The organism is Pseudoalteromonas sp. CO325X (genome assembly GCF_004208955.1).
Lineage (GTDB): Bacteria > Pseudomonadota > Gammaproteobacteria > Enterobacterales > Alteromonadaceae > Pseudoalteromonas > Pseudoalteromonas ruthenica.
The window spans coordinates 1-16,828 of the sequence record NZ_SGPG01000026.1; the positions used below are offsets into that span (position 1 = coordinate 1).

Here is a 16,828-nt window from a genome sequence, read left to right on the forward strand (position 1 = left end):
GTGAAACGGAACTGCGCCGATGATAGTGTGGGTTCGCCCATGTGAAAGTAGGTCATCACCAGGCTCCTAATTAGAGAGACCCGTTGCACCAGTGCAGCGGGTTTTTTTATGCGTGCAGAAAAGCGCTCTCCCAAACCGCCCGTAGGCAAGGCTTCAGCCTTGCAGCATCTAGTCAGGGTAAACCCTGACCTACAACACAGCGAAATACTCGTCACCATATCTATATCTGTAGGCCAGGCTTTAGCCTTGCAACACCCCAGTCAGGATAAACCCTGACCCACAACACAGCACCACCGGTTACCAAACCTGTAGGCAAGGTTTTTAGCTTTGCGACACCCAGTCAGGGTGAACCCTGACCTACAACACATCTAAACATCCATTACCAAACCTGTAGGCAAGGCTTTAGCCTTGCATACCCCAGTCAAAGTAAACCCTGACCTACAACCAAATATACCATTCTTCCTTCGCGGGGCGCCTATTGGGTGCTATCTTACTGTTTACTATAGAGCAATTGAGTATTGAGAAATGGGAGAACTCTATCATTGGTTTGACTTGCTAGGAGTCGCAGTCTTCGCTATTTCCGGCACTTTGTTGGCGCACGAAAAATCAATGGATGGCTTTGGTGTTATCGTACTCGCTTCGGTCACAGCAATAGGCGGCGGTACACTGCGAGATCTCATTCTCGATATGCCAGTGTTTTGGGTGCATGACACCAGTTACTTTATAACCATATTAGTGACAGTGGCGGCAACTATAGTGTGGTTAAATATTCGCCAAAGCTTTCCTCATTTCTTATTGCAATTGGCAGATGCCCTGGGGATAGCCTTCTTTGCAATTATGGGGGCGCAAAAGGCATTGGGAGCAGGGGTGCCAGTGATGACGGCGGTGATCATGGGAGTTTTGACTGGCTGTTTTGGCGGTATGATCCGTGATGTGCTAGCAAGAGAAGTACCTATGCTGCTTAAAGGGCCGCTTTATGCGATTGCCTGTGCTATTGGGGCCGGCTTGTATGCACAACTAGTTAGTATGGAAATAAACCAACAGCTTGCTATGTGGATTGGCGGGCTGACGACACTGATGGTGCGCCTTGCCGCTATAAGATGGCAATTAAGCTTACATGTTTTCCGTTATCACAACTAAACTCTATAGAGAACTAACTAGTGTAGGAACAAGGATGTGTCACTGGCTCATGTATTTACTCGTGCTCAAGTCGGTATAGAAACACCACAGGTGACGGTTGAGGTCTATCTTGGCTCCGGGTTGCCCGCATTCAATATAGTTGGGCTTCCTGAGACCTCGGTTAAAGAGGCCAAAGATCGGGTACGCAGCGCATTGGAAAACAGTCACTTTGCGTTCCCCAGTCAAAGAATAACGGTGAATTTAGCCCCCGCTGACTTACCTAAGGAGGGTGGCCGTTATGACTTGGCTATCGCTATAGGCATACTTATCGCCTCTGGGCAGCTAACTGTGTCGCAACCCTTGGCTTGTGAGTTTTTAGCTGAGCTTGGGTTAGATGGTAAGTTAAGGCCTGTACGTGGGGTGTTACCGGCAATGATGGCGGTGAGAAATGCGCAGCGTACAGCATATTTGAGTTCAGAAAATGAAAGGGAAGCTGAACTTGTCGCTGATGCGCAGTGTAAATGTGCAAATTCACTGCACCAAGTTTGGCTAGACCTCAATAATCAGCAGTCGCTACCTTTGCTCCTGCCACAGTCCGAGATGGTTAATGCCAGCCCTGAACTGCCAGTTGATTTTAGTGAGGTGAAGGGCCAAGAGTTGGCAAAACGTGTACTCGAGATAGCTGCTGCCGGTGGACACAATGTCTTGTTTACAGGTCCTCCTGGCACTGGAAAATCAATGTTAGCGCAGCGCATGGCAACGATTATGCCACGGATGACGACGGATCAGGCATTACAGACCGCAGCCGTATATTCGGTTTCAGGACACGATATTGATTTGGCGAGTTGGCGGCAGCGACCTTTTCGTTCTCCACATCATACCTGCTCAGCAGTAGCCCTTGTTGGCGGCTCATCAAAGCCAAAGCCCGGAGAAATATCACTGGCACACAACGGTGTGTTGTTTCTTGATGAGTTGCCAGAGTTTGAGCGCAAAGTTATTGATAGTCTGCGCGAGCCCATGGAAACAGGTGTCGTCACTATCTCTAGAGCCGCGATTCAAGTTGAGTTCCCTGCGCGCTTTCAACTTATTGCAGCGTTAAACCCAAGCCCAACAGGACATCATACCGACAAAAGAGCCAACCCTGAGCAAGTGCTCCGCTATTTGTCTCGTATTTCTGGTCCATTTGTTGACCGCATAGACTTACAGATAGAGTTATCTAGAATCCCCAGTACTGAGTTATTGAAAGACAGTAAACAAGAGTCAAGTGCTACGGTCAGGAAGCGCGTTGAGCAAGCTTATGAATTCCAGCTGCAGCGCCAAGGGGTTGTTAATGCCTTATTATCCAATAAAGAGCTCAGCCAACACTGTCGGTTAGATGCGAAAAGTCATGAATATTTGGCGCTAGCTAGTGAGCGCTTACAGTTATCTCCGCGCTCGCACCATCGTGTGATAAAAGTAGCTCGAACTATTGCCGATTTGAATGCGATGGCGAATATCCAAGTAGAGCATATTAAAGAAGCGCTAAGCTACCGTGCCTTTGAACGTCTACTGGCTCGGCTTGGGGAATAGCCATTGCGCGGTTATTTACCAGCTGTTAACATTGGCGCTTAGAACTGCTAGGAGTGAACAATGAAAGCGTGGATTTTAACCATAGCGCTTACCCCCATGTTAAGCTGGGGTAATGCCAATGAAGCGATGGACCTGTATTTAAATCAAGATTATCAACGCGCCTTTACTCTTTTTGAAAAGACGGCCGAGTTAGGCGATGGCCGCAGCCAATTTAACTTAGCTGTACAGTACCTACGTGGTCAAGGCGTTAAGGCCGACCCCGTTAAAGCGTATGCATATTTCTCCGTGGCGATGGCCAACGATTTCAAAATGGCGCAACAGGCCCGAAAGTCTGTTATTAAGCGTCTAAGCAGTGATGAATTACAACGGGCACAGCGCCTAGCTCAGCGGCTGATTGCCGAGATTGGTCGTCAAGGTAGCGCCACTGTGCGCTATGAGCTAAGCCGTGCATTGACATATAACCCCGCACCAAGCAAACGCATTAATCCACCTACTGAATACCCTAGCGGACTAAAGAGCGATGGGGTCCCTGGTGTCGCGAGCTATATTTTTGATATAGATAGCCAAGGTATTCCGAGGGATTATATTTTACTGCACAGCTACCCTGCACCAGAGTTCGCACAAAGTATTGCCGAAAAGCTGGATGAAACACGCTTTAGTTATTCAGGTGAAGTATTTCATAATGCGGTTATACGAGGGGTGTTTAGTGGCTCACCTGATAGTGAGGTGATGCAGCAGTTACGCACCAAGCAGCAACACTTATTACAGCAAGCCCGGCGTGGAGATGTTGATGCTCAAGCTGAGTTGGCTGAACTGCTAAGAGTGCTCGATTATCAACCTGAGTTATGGCCAGTGGATAGCGACGTGCAAGTTGTGGCAAAGCAAGCGCCAATGGTTCGTTTTAATTCGATTACACAGCCTGATTTTACTCCTACAAAAACGATTGACCCCAGTTACTATAATTTCAACTATCTAGTGAACGTTGATAATCAGGGGCGTGTTCAAGAAGTGTCGGCCTTTGAGCATATTGATATCCCCGTTCAATTAGACGAGCATGCGCGAGAAGTGATGAGTCAGTGGTCACTGGGTGCAGAGCAGGGATTGTTGGGTGATAGCAACTGGTATTTAGCACGGTTTTTTTACAACAACCAAGAGCAACAGGCGAGCTATGAGAACCACAGCGTAGTAGCTTACGCTGATGTAAAACCTTTGGTTAATAAAGAGAAGGAGCAGCAATGGCGCTATTGGCAGCTCAAAGCTGCGGCAGCTGGGCATAGCGATATGCTTTATCAACTCGGAATTAACTGTAACCAACGATTGCTACTCGAAGCCGCCGAGCGCCAGCATAGTCGTGCCCAGCTCCAGCTTGGTCGTTGTTTACTTACGCAAGCATCAGGGCAACGAGAGCAATTAGAGCTAGCTCGCTACTGGCTTAATGAAGCCGCTAAGCAGGGTGAGTTAATCGCGATGCGAGAGTTAGCTGGGTGGTATGTTCGCTACTCCGATAATGGCGCACAGCTCAAAAATGCTATTGCCCTTGCGGAGCGGGTCAGTGATGAGACCGACCATCCTTTAGCGTACGCCTATTTAGCGGCCGCCCACGCGAAGTTAGGTAACTTTGATGAGGCGATCGACTATCAAGAACAGGCTTTGAGTGAAGCAGAAGATCAGTCTTATGCGCAACAGCCTTTTGAGCAAACTCTAGCGGCTTATCAAAAGGGGCAGCTCATTTTTTAGCTAGAAGAGAGCATATAACCCTTGCCACGAACAGTGACAATACGTTTTTGCTCTTTTTCATCCCCTAACTTTTTGCGTAACCTGCCGATAAGAACATCTACCGTTCTATCGGTTGGGCTCCAATCTGGCTGGCCTATTTCTTCCGATACTTTCTCCCGTGATGTTGCCTTGCCAGCATTGGCAATCAGGCAAATAAGCACCTTATGCTCGGCTTCGGTTAGGCGCATCTCCTCACCTGTTGCGGTAACGAGAGTGCGATTATCTGGATGAAGCTTGAAATCTGCATATTCAATGTACTCGGTAGAGTCTTCTTGACTTGCCGAGCCGTTTAAGCGCTTATAAACCGCACGCATTCTTAACTCGAGCTCTAACAAATCGACAGGCTTACAAATATAGTCGTCTGCGCCTTGTGCAAGTCCGGCAATACGATCGGATTGTGAGTCTCGGCTTGAGAGCACGATAACGCCGATTTCTGTCAAGGTAGTCAGCTCTCTAGCTAGCATCAGGCCATCCTGCTCTGGTAATACAATATCGACAATGGCCAGTTGAATCGGCTGCTGGCCAGTTGCTTGTGAGGCTTGAACCATAGGCAAAGCATTACTACCCGTAGTATCTACGTGGATAGTAAACTCAGTGCCGGTGAAGTGATTCTCTATGCGCTTTACCAGCAACTCATCATCTTCAACAAGTAATACATTAATCGACATTCAAATACACCTAGAATCAAACAGACAGCAGCGACTGCATTCAATATTATCAGCTTGCTCAATGGGAACAAATTTCAACCATACTTTACGATAAAGTTGAAGTTTTTGCATTATTCTCTGGCTGCATGGGGGCAGCCTAGGAAAGAAGAATATCTGAATGTTGGTTCAATAAACAGTAGTTGGCACGCTTAGATTGTTAACAACTGTTTCAAAGGTGGGTTCACTCAGTTGCTAGCTTGTGTTGTTTGTTGTTCAAGCCAGACGAGTAAATCCTCTCGAGAAAGCGGCTTGCACACCAGTGGCCCCTGAACATACATATGTGGAAAGCGTTGAGCTAAGTAGTCTAACTCCTGCGTGCTGCTTAATCCAACGGCACATAAGCGTAACTTGCGGTCAGTGGCCAAATCATCCAAGCGATAGACTATCTGTTGCGCAAAATTGTCGCGTTCAATATGAGAAATGAGAGGTTGTCCCACTTTGATTTCATCAAGTGGCAAACTCCTCAGTTGCTCCTCCTCAGTAAAACCACTGCCGAAGTCGTCTAAAGAAAGCTCAAATCCACGCATTTTCAAGCGGCTAATGGTCTCTAGAATATGTTTATCATTAAGTGGCTGATGCTCTGTCATTTCAATCAAGATGTCTGCTGGAGCAAGTTGATTAAGTGATAATATTAACGCTAACTTGTCAGGGCAACTAAGGTCTGCGAGCTGGCAAGGGTGGAGATTAATTGCCAGTTTTAGGTGCGAGCCATACGCGTGCCGAAAAGAACTTAAATCTTTGGCAGCCTTCTCAATTAGCTGAAAGGTCAATAAGTTAAGTAACTCATTGTCACGAGCAACGTCAACGAAGCACTCAGGCATGGAATCACTATCTTGATAGCGGGGAAGTATGCGTGACATCACTTCTAGGCTCACCACTTTACCGTTACTAATGTGTCGCTTGGGCTGGTAAAGAGGAAGGACACGGCTGTGACTAATGGCGTCTAAAAGAGCGATTTCAGAAACGGTGCGCAAAGGGTCTCTAGAAGAAGCATGTAAACATTCAAGTTTCTGAATTAGGTGCTCAACATAATGCAAGTGCACGGGTTTTTCTATATTTCCCAACAAATGTACTTGGTGCTGCCTAGCTACGCGTGCTGCAAGGGCAATTATCTCTGGATGCATCTCGGATACAATGACAACAGCTCCTCCGTATTTGAGCTCCCCGAGTTTACGCATAAAAGCCATACCGTCCATGCCGGGCATGTTCAGATCTGTTAACACAATATCGTAAAGGCTAGGCGCTTTTTCGATCGCCGCATAGGCCGACTCAGCGTCATCGAATGTAGACACTTCCTCAATACCTAGTTCATTAAACACCGCGCGCAGCACCACTAAAATGGCTGGTGAGTCGTCGACGATGGCAACACGGTATTTATGTTGCAGATTGGCTTGCGTGTAGGTTTTCATCCATTCTCCCTCTAATCCCTTATTGTAATGTAGAAGTGGTTGCTAAGCCCTGCAACTAAATGACACGAGAATTATTGGTAATTATCTAAAAACCCACCCTTTTGTATTGTTTTATGCCACTGTCAGCAAAATAACACTGATGTAGCCACCAGTGATTAATAATTGAATGATACAAAAGCCCATGATGTCTTTTGCTTTTAACCCAGCAATCGCCAGTACAGGGATAGCCCAAAAAGGTTGAATAAGGTTAGTCCAAGCGTCTCCCCAAGCGACAGCCATAGCCACCGAAGCGATAGGGACTTCTAACGCTTGTGCGGCAGGAATAACAAGAGGTGCTTGAAGCGCCCACTGGCCTCCTCCTGAGGGGACAAATATGTTGACCAATCCAGCGCTCAAGAAACTTAAAAGAGGCAGCGTTTGGCTATTCGCTAAAGACATCAGTGTGGCCGATATATTCTCAGCAAGTCCGCTATCACTCATTATGGCCATCAGCCCTGCATAGAAAGGAAATTGGATAACAATGCCACTGCCACTGCGAACAGCCTCATACAGATGCTCGAGCAGAGAGTGTGTGCTGTGATGTAGTAGAAAAGCGCAAAATAAAAACAGCGCAATAACGACATTAAGATTAAGCCCGCCCTGCTGTTGCACAAAGAAATGAGCTAGGTAGCTGAGACCCAGTAAGCCAACTACAACACACGGCCAACGAGCGTGGTCTATTCCTTTCGCTGGCGGTTTTACAGTTTTATCCTTGGATTGTAAACGTGTACGGTCTACATAAACGCTGTGCTGTGGCTTAGGTAATAATAAATAATTGATAGTAGGTAGTAAGATAGATAACCCCAGCAATAAAGACAGGTTCAGGGCTGAAAATAGCGTATCACTTGTGGGTAGAAGACCAATTTCACTTTCGCTGAAGTGTCCTGGTGTCGCTATAGTCAATGGCACAGAACCAGAGAGTCCACCATGCCAAACAATAAACCCAGAGTAAGCGCTGGCCACTAAGACGCGATAGTCGATACGGCAGTATTGTGCCACGGCTTTGGCAAATAATGCACCAGCGACCAAGCCAAAGCCCCAGTTAATCCAACTTGCTAGCATAGCTACAAAGGTTGTTACTATGACTGCTAAAGCAGGTGATTTTAATCGCCGCGCCACGGCATGTAAGTAACGTGATACAACGGGCGTTGTGGCCAATAGGTAGCCGCTGACTAACACCAATAACATCTGCATTGCAAAGCTCAGTAGGTTGCTTAAGCCACTTCCCCACATAGTCAATATGGCAGTTGGCGAGTGAGGTGTAGAGAACAAAGCACTGAACATCGCCAAGAATGTAAGCAAGATCACTATAACAAGAGGGTCGGGTAAGTACTTCTCCACTAGCGCAGCGAGTGGACGAGATAATGTTGTTAACATAGCCTGATGATGTATTTTTATTCTGTATGAACCTGTATTAACATATTTCATGGTCAGCAAAAAAGGCTAACTTTTAGCATGAACAACTAAATTATGCTTTTGTTATCCAAGTGTTTATTTTTAACCTGTTGAAAATAAAGCTTTTTTACTTGGCCTGAAACTTGATAAGTAAAAGAGAAACTAACTATATATTGAGGTAATTATGTCAGGACAAGGCTCTGGTGGTAATGTCATTGCGGCGCTATGTAACGTGTTTTTCCCTGGGTTAGGACAACTTGTTCAAGGTCGCATCTTAGCCGCGCTGCTTTTTGCGATTTTTGTTTTCGGTGGTGCGGCACTGTGGTGGTTGATTGTGCCGGGAATCATCGCCGCAATTGCCTATGTGTGGGCCATTATCGACGCTGCGAAGTATCGCCGAGATTATTAGAATAGCCGCGATAATATGCCCCCTCAATGTTGGGGGTATTCACCCAATTATCAATTTAGCAACATTTTGAGGTTAAAAAATTCTATTGTTGCTTAAAAAACACCTATCCACGCCATCCACTTATGAACTCCTTTTTTTTGTAAATAAACATCGAAAATTTAAGCTGTATTCTCATTAATTTAACATTTTTGGCTTTTATTGTTCTGATTTTGGTCTTTTGATATGGCTCGTAACGCCATGTGGATGTTGAGTTTTTATTCTTTGTGATTAATATTATGTTCACCTTGTTATCTCAAGGTGAACATAATATTGGGTTTGTTTTTATTATATCTTTATAATGGAAACCTTACAGGGAAAAACAAAATGAAGAACTATAGCAAATTATCAACAGGTATAAAGCTGGCACTCTGTGCGGCTAGCTTAGGTGCATACTCTGGTTTATCCTATGCGGCTGAGGAAGGTGTTGAAGAAGTAGAGCGTATTCAGGTTACCGGATCGCGGATTCGTTCAGCCGAAGCAATGTCAGCTTCACCGATTCAAGTACTTGACGGTGCCAGTATTGATAAGTCTGGTACTCTAAACCTACAAGACTTATTAATGGAAAATCCAACCTTTGGTACTCCAGCAATAAGTCGAACTAACTCTAACTTCTCTACATCCAGTGGTGGTGTTGCTACTGTTGATCTACGTAACTTGGGTACAGCGCGTACCCTAGTGCTAGTTAATGGTCGCCGCTACGTTTCAGGTGTTCCTGGTAGCTCGGCTGTCGATTTAAATACTATCCCAGCGCAATTTGTTGAACGCGTAGAAATTATGACCGGTGGTGCGTCTTCGGTATATGGTTCAGATGCTGTAGCTGGTGTTGTTAACTTTGTGCTCAAAGATGATTTTGAAGGTATAGAGTTTGAAGGTCAGTATGGAGAATCTGCAGAGGGTGACAATACTGAGAAGCAATTTTCTGTAACAACCGGAACAACAACTTCTGATGGTGCAGGTCAAGTTATGTTCCACCTCGGCTATTCTGACCAGGGTGCAGTATATTCACGTGACCGTGATATCTCAGCTGTTGACCAAATTTCGGCTATCTATTTCAACGACCCGTATGAAAACCCAGGTTCAATTTTTGAATATGTCCGCCCTTACTACTCAAGCTTCTCACCTCAGGGTCGCTTTGATGCTGGCGATACACGTTTCACTTTTGATGAAAACAACAACTTAAAAGAAGGTTTTGACACCAACGGTGATAACGGTCCTGCCGATGGCTTTAACCGTTCTGGACGTCGTACTATTGCGATCCCAACCGAACGTTACCTTTTCGCATCCAATGGTAGTTATGAGCTTGATGATAACCATAAGTTCTTTTACGAAGCGACCTATGCAGCGACAACATCGGTAACTGAACTCGAGCCTTTCCCGTTCGCATCAGATGATATTTACAGCAATGGTCGGGTACCTATTGAGTTTATGCGAAACGGTGAGCTTCTGCGTAACCCATATGTTCCAGATGCCATTTATAACAGCGCTACAGACACTGATGGCGATGGTATGAGGGATATTTTCTTCGCTAAGCGTCTAGCTGACATTGGTAACCGAGGCTATCAGGCTGATCGTGATACCTTCCGCTTTACTACAGGTTTTGAAGGCCAAATCAGTGATAACTGGTACTATGATGCTTATTACATCTACGGCAAAACGAAAGAAAACCAAGTTTCTAATGGCCTAGTTAACGTGCAAAACTTCCGCTATGCATTAGAAGCGGTTACAGATACCCAAGATCTCGATGGCGATGGCATTACAGACGAAGCAATCTGTCTTGATGAGACAGCACGTGGTTTCGGGTGTACACCAATTAATGTATTTGGTTTTAACTCAATCACTAGCGACGCATTCGACTATGTTAAAGCGCCAAGTATGTTGTCAACGCGAGTAGAGCAGGAAATTATTGGTGCTAACTTCACTGGTGAGCTATTTGAACTGCCTGCTGGTTATGTTGGTGTGGCGTTCGGTGCAGAGTACCGTGAAGAGTTCTCACGCAGTGAGTTCGATGCCCTGCAGCAAGCTGGCTTGAACGCAGGTAATGCTATTCCTGCTACAGAGGGTGAGTTTGACGTTACCGAATATTATGTTGAAGCGAACGTTCCTGTATTAGATAGCTTGTCACTCAAAGCAGCAGTGCGCCTTTCTGACTATTCTACAGTAGGCAATACTGAAAGCTGGAACGTGGGCTTAGATTGGACAGTCGTTGATGGTGTGCGTGTTCGTGCAACGCGCGCTCGTTCAACTCGTGCTCCTAACATCGACGAGTTGTACTCACCACCTAGCCAGACTTTCCCAAGTGACCTTATCGACCCTTGTAATGGTGTCACTGCTTCTTCAAGCGGCGCAGCAGCAGATGCATGTCGTGCTGATGCTGGCGTAGCTGCGAACATCGCTGAAAACGGTGAGTTCACACTGAATCAATCTGATATTCAAGGTATCAGTGGTTTCAACCGTGGTAATACTGAGCTTACCGAGGAAGTGGGTGACTCTTTCACGGTCGGTATCGTGTTAACTCCTGAGAACATTATCTCAGGCCTAGATATCACTATCGACTATTTCGATATTGAAATCGAAGATGCAATTGTATCGACTCCTCGTCAATTCATTCTTGATCAATGTTATGGCGGTGGTGATACAAGCTTCTGTGATTTCATAACACGTCGTCCAACGAATGCCGGTAATAACAGTGCGGGCTCTATTGAGTTTATCGATTCAGGCCAATCAAACAGTGGCGGTACCGCAACTGAGGGTGTCGACTTAACTGCAACTTACTCAACGGACCTAGGTCCTGGTATGTTCAAGTCGCGTCTAGCTTATACTTACCTAATTGATGGTTACGATATTCCATTACCAGGTGCTGATAAGGACAACTGGGCGGGAGAAATTGGTTACTCTGAGCACAAAGCAAACTGGACGTTTGGCTATGACGTCGATGATTTCAGCTTCAACTGGTCAATGACCTATATTGGCGCAGCTGACTTTGATGATCAATTCTTAGCTGGCCTTGTAAGCGACAGTGCGCCAGATGGTTTACCTGCAGGCTATATCGGTATTGGCAGTGAGGTTTACCACGATATTCAGCTATCTTACTACATCACTGAGCAATACGAGCTATATGGTGGTGTTGATAACTTACTTGATAATGAAGCTCCACGTATCCTAACGGGTATATCAGGCAATGACACTGGCACAGAAACTGATGCGGGTACTTATGATCCTATCGGTCAGCGCTTCTATGTTGGTATTAGAGCTAAGTTCTAATTATTGCCCTTAAAGCGTTCTATTAAGCCCCTCGCAGAGGGGCTTTTTTATGAACTTAATACAGCCAGCCATAAAACAAAGCTCACCACACTTAATAGCGTGCTGAGCACAACCGTACTGGCTAAGGTGGCTGATTCTCGTTGCAATTGCTTGCTCACTAAATATGCATTAACCCCTAAAGGAGAGGCGCTAAGTAGCACCAAAAGCAAGGTTTGCTCTTGGGCTAAAGCAAATCCGTAGGTCGCGGTTAGGTAAACAAGCGTCGGCAATACCGCGAGCTTTAACAAGGTTAACGTAAGAGCCGATTTGATACCCGGCTTGATCTGATAATGGTGTAGGTTTGCCCCAAGCACAAATAAGGCGCCGGCGATGGCTGGCTCTGCCAGTAATGTCAGTCCTTCATTGATTACCTTGGGTAGCGCTAAATTGACTGCATTCGCTAACAGCCCTAGGGCAATTGCCAGTATTACCGGGTTGATAACTAATTGCCGGATGATGTTTGGCCAAGTAACGCGCTGCTCTTTACCGGCGAAGCTGTAAGTTAGCAAAAACAATAACGCACTATGAAAGGTAATGATGACGAAAACCGTTGCGGCTACGTGCTTACCGAGTGCTTGCATCGCGATAGGTAAACCGATAAGTACAGTATTGGAATAACACGCCCCAAGCGCGCGAATGGCGCTTATACTCCACTGCCCACAGCGGCACCGATAAAAACCCAGTACCAGTAGATACAGGCCGATAACGGGAAGATAGAAGCTAAGCATGACATCGAGGCTGACTGCTTTGCTGAGCTCAGCTTGGGACATATTAACAAACAAAAAAGCCGGAATGCTGATGTAAAATACAAAGCGGCTTATGCCACTAAGGTGTTCGGCTGTTAAAAACGAGCGTGCTGCACTAATGTAACCGGCTGTCGCCACGAAAATGAGTGGAAAAATTATTGCTAGGGTGTTGAACATAATCGATATAGGAAGCCGACAGGGTAGGCGTATACTAACATGATGCCGTTAGTGCTGATATCGCAGTACAATGAGCAGCTCGATTTAGCGTATCGATATTGCTATTATGCGCGCCGCATCTTTTTGGCAGCACTATTATGGAATACCAACTCTACTCAGACCCAACATGGGGTAAGCGGGTAAAAATATCTGACGAACACCGGCTTATTGCCCGTTGGTTCAATGACGAGCTCTATGAAAACGATGAGCTCGTTGAAGCGTTTTTTGCCGCTCTTGATAGCACTGCAGAGCAGCTCGTGCAGGGACGAGAAATGAGGTTGCTACTCGGTGATGGTGAGGCATGTTTTCAAAGTCATGGTTTATTTCATGACGACGAGCAGATATTGGCGCTTTATAGTGGCGATGACCTCGCACTTGATGAATCGGAGCTGCAAGCATGGTGCGGAGTCGAGGATTTACGTGCGTTAGCCAGTGCGTGGCGATATTTTCGCTAGGGAGTATGGCGCTCTAACAGGCTACTGAGGCGGGCGATGCGCTCGCTCATACCGAGTATCAATTGATCTTTTATTTTCTCACGCACCACCACAGGTAATTTAGTTAAAGCCAGTGGCTCAATAGCTAACACTATGGTGTCGGTGAGCGCTTTGGCATTGGTGCTGCGCTCGCGGTGGGCAATAAAGGCACCTTCACCGACAAAGTCGCCAGGTCGAATATGGCCCAGTTCTTTATGGTCAGATTGGCGGAACACTACCAGCTCGCCGCTTAACACGATATATAGCTGCTGGCTTTGCTCGTGCAACTTGAATACGTAGCGCCCTTGTTGGCATAAGTACAGCTGCGAAAATGACTCTAAGAGCATTTGCCGCTCGGCTAACTCAAAGCTGCGAAAGAAAGGCACGCGATTGATAATCTCCATGCGTTTATACATGGCAATATGTTCAATCAGCTTCATGCCTATCCTCTTCGTCGGTGCGTCAATTGGCGTTTATATTGCGCTCTTTTAGCTTACGCGTCAACGTGTTGCGGCCCCATCCGATGCGTTGAGCAGCATCCTGTTTATGCCCTCCACAGCTAGCAAGGGCCGATTTAATCAGCCTGGTTTCCAGCTGTGCTTGAATTTCTGGCCAGACATTGTCTTTGCCTTGCTTAAACTCATTGTTTAGCCATTGTTGGAATAAATCCAACCAATCGGCATCAACTTGAGACGTTTGCGCATTGAGTATTTCTGGCGGCAAGTCTTCTGCGGTTACGTACTCACCGGGAGCCATTACCGTTAGCCAGCGACAGGTGTTTTCAAGTTGCCGCACATTTCCAGGCCAATTGAACAAGCGCATTTGATCGCATGCTTGAGGGCTTAGCGTCTTGCTATCAATTTTTAACTCTTGTGCGCTTTTATTGAGGAAGTACTCTGCCAGTTGCTCTATGTCCTCTGGGCGTTCTCGCAAAGCTGGCAGCTTTAAGCGAACCACATTTAAGCGGTGGAACAAGTCTTCTCGAAACTTACCTTGTTGAGCTAAACGTTCTAAATCCTGGTGAGTGGCAGCGATGATGCGCACATCAACTTTTATACTTTGATGGCCGCCCACACGGTAGAATTCGCCATCGGCGAGTACACGCAGTAGGCGAGTTTGCACATCAAGTGGCATATCGCCAATTTCATCAAGGAAGAGCGTTCCGCCATTTGCTTGTTCGAAGCGCCCTTTACGAACGCTGTCAGCCCCAGTAAACGCGCCTTTCTCGTGACCAAATAACTCTGACTCCACCAAATCCTTAGGGATGGCCGCCATATTTAAGGCGATAAACGGATTGTCTTTACGTGGGCTGTGCTGGTGTAAGGCACTGGCAACCAGCTCTTTACCGGTGCCAGACTCGCCATTGATAAGTACGCTCATGCTTGATGCGCTCAACTTGCCAATGGCGCGAAACACCTCTTGCATGGCGGGGGCTTCACCGATAATAACTGAACGCTTTTGTTCACTATTGGCCTTTTTCGCTTTTTTCTGCGAATGCGCACGCATGGCTCGCTCAACAACACTAACAGCTTCTTCTAAATCGAAGGGCTTAGCCAAGTATTCAAAGGCGCCTTTTTGGAATGCCTGCACTGCAGAGTCTAAATCTGAATGGGCCGTCATAATGATCACCGGCAGATTGGGATTATCTTCGCTGATCTGCTCCAATAAGCGCATGCCATCCATACCCGGCATGCGCACATCCGAGAGCAACACGGCCGGTTTTGAAAACTCCAAGGCACTGAGTACATCATGAGCGTTGGCGAAACTTTCTACCTCATAGCCTGCACGGGAGAGTGCTTTTTGTAATACAAAGCGAATTGACGCATCATCATCGACTAGCCAAACAGATTTCATCGTATACCTCGTGGCCCAATTACAGTGGCAAGTATAGTGTAAACTCGGTATGGCCCGGCCAGCTATCACATTCGATAAACCCTTGGTGTTGGTCTATGAGAGTTTGGGCGATAGATAACCCTAACCCTGAGCCCCCCTCTTTATTGGTCACCATGGGGTAGAACAAGGTCTCTCTAACCTCCGGAGCAATGCCCGGGCCGTTATCAGTTATTTTGATCTGCAGGGCTTTTTTTAGTGTCGTATCGTGTCGGCGTACATGGTATCGCACTCGGGTTTTAACATTAATATGGCCCCCTTCACTGAGTGCTTGCATAGCATTGCGCACGATATTGAGAAGCACTTGTTGCAACTTATCACCATCAGCTTTTACATCTGGAATGCTCGGATCATAATCTTTGTGCAAGGTAATTGCCTTGCTGCTATCCAAAGTGCAAAGGCGTAAAACATTCTCCAGTGTTTGGTGAATATTAATAGCCTGTTTTTGTAAACGCTGATTCGGGCCGAGTAACTTGTCTACTAAATGGCGTAAACGGTCAGCCTCATCAATAATAAGCTGTGCACATTCATCCCGCTCCTGCTGATCAACCTCATATTGCAATAATTGCGCCGCTCCGCGTATTCCTCCTAAAGGATTTTTAATTTCATGAGCAAGGTTACGAATTAAGGTACGCGCCGCTTGGTGTTGATGCATTTGGTTAGACGCCTGATCAAGGCGAATTTCTTCGTCGGTTTGGCGAATTTCAAACAGCAGAAAATACTGATCTTGGTGGCTTAAACGCCGACAGTTGAGCGCCAAATTGGCATGGCGAGAGTCTACGAATACCACGTCAGCTCTGTGTTGGTGGCAATCGACCCCTTGTTTAAGGGTATAGTCAGCGATGCGCTCTAATTCTACCGAGTGGTAATTAAATAATGCTTTGAAAGGCTGGCCCACGATGCGCTTTAAGCCTAGCCCAAGGAGTTCGGTACAGCTGGTATTGGCATACACCAGATTGAAATCTTGGTCTAAGACTAAAATAGCGGTATGTAGGTTTTCCCACATTTGTTGGAAAAAATCACGAGGAAGCTTCATTATTAATTTCGGTGTTGCACCAATTTGGTGCGAGTTATCTTAGCAGTATTTAGCCGGGTTGCCCAATCGGTGCGCAACCCGGAGTGATATGCAGCTTAAGGGCCTGTGATCACTGAACGGCGATGCAGATAAAATGTCACAGGTTCAGAAGTGGCCAGCTGTTTACCATTGCCATCCACTAGGCGCAACCGTACTTGATGCGCCCCTCTATCAACATTACGCATCACAAACACCGTTGATGATTGTGGTTTATCGTAAGGCTTTCCATCGAGCATAAGTTGCACGCGGTGGCCTTGCATAAAGCGCGGTGATACTTGGCCTGTAACATGTACAGAGCCTGTGTTATCACGAATTGTTTCTTCTTGATTTGGAGTGGTAATAGCGACGGAGAAATTAACTCCTTGGTCAGCGCTATTATCTTGCTCAAGAATTTGCGTGTCAGTTGAGGGCATACTCATCGCTGGGGAGTTTAACTTTACCTTCTCAGCTCCTTTTCTTGGAGAGTCAGAAAAAACTAATACACCATTCTCATCCTTCCATACATAGATGCTTTTATTGGTTGCGTTGGCGTTAAAGGCACTCAAACCCAGAACCATGAAAACGCATAAGATAGACCACTTCGTTGTCACGCTACTTCCTATTTTACGTTTATTATTCTTATAGTTAGCCGAAAATTAACCAATTACTTGGTTAAACCCTAACTTT

At 46.3% G+C, this 16,828-nt stretch carries 14 protein-coding genes; 6 read left to right on the forward strand and 8 right to left on the reverse strand.

Features of this window, described 5'->3' with window-relative positions; translation table 11 throughout:
* Positions 1–525 precede the first annotated feature (525 nt).
* Genes EXT46_RS14070 through EXT46_RS14080 form a run of 3 tightly spaced genes read left to right on the forward strand, consistent with a single transcriptional unit; the run spans position 526 to position 4,425 of the window.
* On the forward strand, positions 526–1,140 hold the full coding sequence (locus EXT46_RS14070) for a trimeric intracellular cation channel family protein (protein WP_130148005.1): 615 nt from the start codon (positions 526–528) through the stop codon (positions 1,138–1,140).
* A gap of 36 nt (positions 1,141–1,176) precedes the next feature.
* Positions 1,177–2,688, forward strand: coding sequence for a YifB family Mg chelatase-like AAA ATPase (locus tag EXT46_RS14075; RefSeq protein WP_130148007.1), 1,512 nt, complete (start codon positions 1,177–1,179; stop codon positions 2,686–2,688).
* A gap of 60 nt (positions 2,689–2,748) precedes the next feature.
* Positions 2,749–4,425, forward strand: a complete 1,677-nt coding sequence (locus EXT46_RS14080) for an SEL1-like repeat protein (protein WP_130148009.1) — start codon at positions 2,749–2,751, stop codon at positions 4,423–4,425.
* Here the strand turns inward: EXT46_RS14080 and EXT46_RS14085 are convergent.
* From EXT46_RS14085 to EXT46_RS14095, 3 genes are all read right to left on the reverse strand, one after another.
* Positions 4,422–5,132 carry a response regulator transcription factor gene (locus EXT46_RS14085; protein ID WP_045980468.1) on the reverse strand — a complete coding sequence of 237 codons (711 nt, stop codon included), beginning with the start codon at positions 5,130–5,132 and terminating at the stop codon, positions 4,422–4,424. The two genes, EXT46_RS14080 and EXT46_RS14085, sit on opposite strands and share 4 nt — an antisense overlap.
* 224 nt (positions 5,133–5,356) lie before the next feature.
* Entirely contained in the window at positions 5,357–6,580 is a 1,224-nt protein-coding gene (locus tag EXT46_RS14090) for an EAL domain-containing response regulator (protein ID WP_022946695.1), read from the reverse strand.
* A gap of 111 nt (positions 6,581–6,691) precedes the next feature.
* The gene (locus EXT46_RS14095; RefSeq protein ID WP_130148011.1) at positions 6,692–7,996 is read right to left on the reverse strand and encodes a TIGR00366 family protein; all 1,305 of its coding nucleotides are present in this window, start codon (positions 7,994–7,996) and stop codon (positions 6,692–6,694) included.
* A gap of 202 nt (positions 7,997–8,198) precedes the next feature.
* Here EXT46_RS14095 and EXT46_RS14100 point away from each other — a divergent pair, with 202 nt between their 5' ends.
* Both EXT46_RS14100 and EXT46_RS14105 read left to right on the forward strand, forming a co-directional pair.
* A complete protein-coding gene (locus EXT46_RS14100; protein ID WP_022946693.1) occupies positions 8,199–8,423 on the forward strand; it encodes a hypothetical protein in 225 nt (74 codons plus the stop codon).
* Between the two features lie 363 nt (positions 8,424–8,786).
* A complete protein-coding gene (locus tag EXT46_RS14105; protein WP_022946692.1) occupies positions 8,787–11,723 on the forward strand; it encodes a TonB-dependent receptor in 2,937 nt (978 codons plus the stop codon).
* A gap of 47 nt (positions 11,724–11,770) precedes the next feature.
* On the opposite strand, the gene EXT46_RS14110 is transcribed toward EXT46_RS14105, so the two are convergent.
* Positions 11,771–12,685: an AEC family transporter gene (locus EXT46_RS14110; protein ID WP_130148013.1), complete on the reverse strand. Its 915-nt coding sequence runs from the start codon at positions 12,683–12,685 to the stop codon at positions 11,771–11,773.
* A 137-nt stretch (positions 12,686–12,822) separates the two neighbouring features.
* On the opposite strand from EXT46_RS14110, the gene EXT46_RS14115 reads away from it, so the two are divergent.
* Positions 12,823–13,179 (forward strand): YacL family protein, encoded by a 357-nt coding sequence (locus tag EXT46_RS14115; protein ID WP_130148015.1) that lies wholly within the window; start codon positions 12,823–12,825, stop codon positions 13,177–13,179.
* Here EXT46_RS14115 and EXT46_RS14120 read toward each other — a convergent pair.
* The 4 genes from EXT46_RS14120 to EXT46_RS14135 all read right to left on the reverse strand — a co-directional run bounded on the left by EXT46_RS14120 (position 13,176) and on the right by EXT46_RS14135 (position 16,752).
* Positions 13,176–13,637, reverse strand: coding sequence for a cyclic nucleotide-binding domain-containing protein (locus tag EXT46_RS14120; protein WP_045980464.1), 462 nt, complete (start codon positions 13,635–13,637; stop codon positions 13,176–13,178). The genes EXT46_RS14115 and EXT46_RS14120 overlap by 4 nt on opposite strands.
* Positions 13,638–13,659: 22 nt before the next feature.
* Positions 13,660–15,051 (reverse strand): nitrogen regulation protein NR(I), encoded by a 1,392-nt coding sequence (gene ntrC / locus EXT46_RS14125; protein ID WP_022946688.1) that lies wholly within the window; start codon positions 15,049–15,051, stop codon positions 13,660–13,662.
* Positions 15,052–15,070: 19 nt separating this feature from the next.
* Positions 15,071–16,123, reverse strand: coding sequence for a nitrogen regulation protein NR(II) (gene glnL / locus EXT46_RS14130; protein WP_045980463.1), 1,053 nt, complete (start codon positions 16,121–16,123; stop codon positions 15,071–15,073).
* A gap of 95 nt (positions 16,124–16,218) precedes the next feature.
* Entirely contained in the window at positions 16,219–16,752 is a 534-nt protein-coding gene (locus EXT46_RS14135; RefSeq protein WP_026111369.1) for a DUF4124 domain-containing protein, read from the reverse strand.
* Positions 16,753–16,828: the final 76 nt, after the last annotated feature.

Excerpts from the sequence above, each read along its gene's own strand:
- EXT46_RS14070 (WP_130148005.1), top strand. The coding sequence starts at position 526 with ATGGGAGAACTCTATCATTGGTTTGACTTGCTAGGAGTCGCAGTCTTC.
- EXT46_RS14080 (WP_130148009.1), top strand. The coding sequence starts at position 2,749 with ATGAAAGCGTGGATTTTAACCATAGCGCTTACCCCCATGTTAAGCTGG.
- EXT46_RS14085 (WP_045980468.1), bottom strand. The coding sequence starts at position 5,132 with ATGTCGATTAATGTATTACTTGTTGAAGATGATGAGTTGCTGGTAAAG.
- EXT46_RS14090 (WP_022946695.1), bottom strand. The coding sequence starts at position 6,580 with ATGAAAACCTACACGCAAGCCAATCTGCAACATAAATACCGTGTTGCC.
- EXT46_RS14095 (WP_130148011.1), bottom strand. The coding sequence starts at position 7,996 with ATGTTAACAACATTATCTCGTCCACTCGCTGCGCTAGTGGAGAAGTAC.
- EXT46_RS14100 (WP_022946693.1), top strand. The coding sequence starts at position 8,199 with ATGTCAGGACAAGGCTCTGGTGGTAATGTCATTGCGGCGCTATGTAAC.
- EXT46_RS14105 (WP_022946692.1), top strand. The coding sequence starts at position 8,787 with ATGAAGAACTATAGCAAATTATCAACAGGTATAAAGCTGGCACTCTGT.
- EXT46_RS14110 (WP_130148013.1), bottom strand. The coding sequence starts at position 12,685 with ATGTTCAACACCCTAGCAATAATTTTTCCACTCATTTTCGTGGCGACA.
- EXT46_RS14115 (WP_130148015.1), top strand. The coding sequence starts at position 12,823 with ATGGAATACCAACTCTACTCAGACCCAACATGGGGTAAGCGGGTAAAA.
- EXT46_RS14120 (WP_045980464.1), bottom strand. The coding sequence starts at position 13,637 with ATGAAGCTGATTGAACATATTGCCATGTATAAACGCATGGAGATTATC.
- ntrC (WP_022946688.1), bottom strand. The coding sequence starts at position 15,051 with ATGAAATCTGTTTGGCTAGTCGATGATGATGCGTCAATTCGCTTTGTA.
- glnL (WP_045980463.1), bottom strand. The coding sequence starts at position 16,123 with ATGAAGCTTCCTCGTGATTTTTTCCAACAAATGTGGGAAAACCTACAT.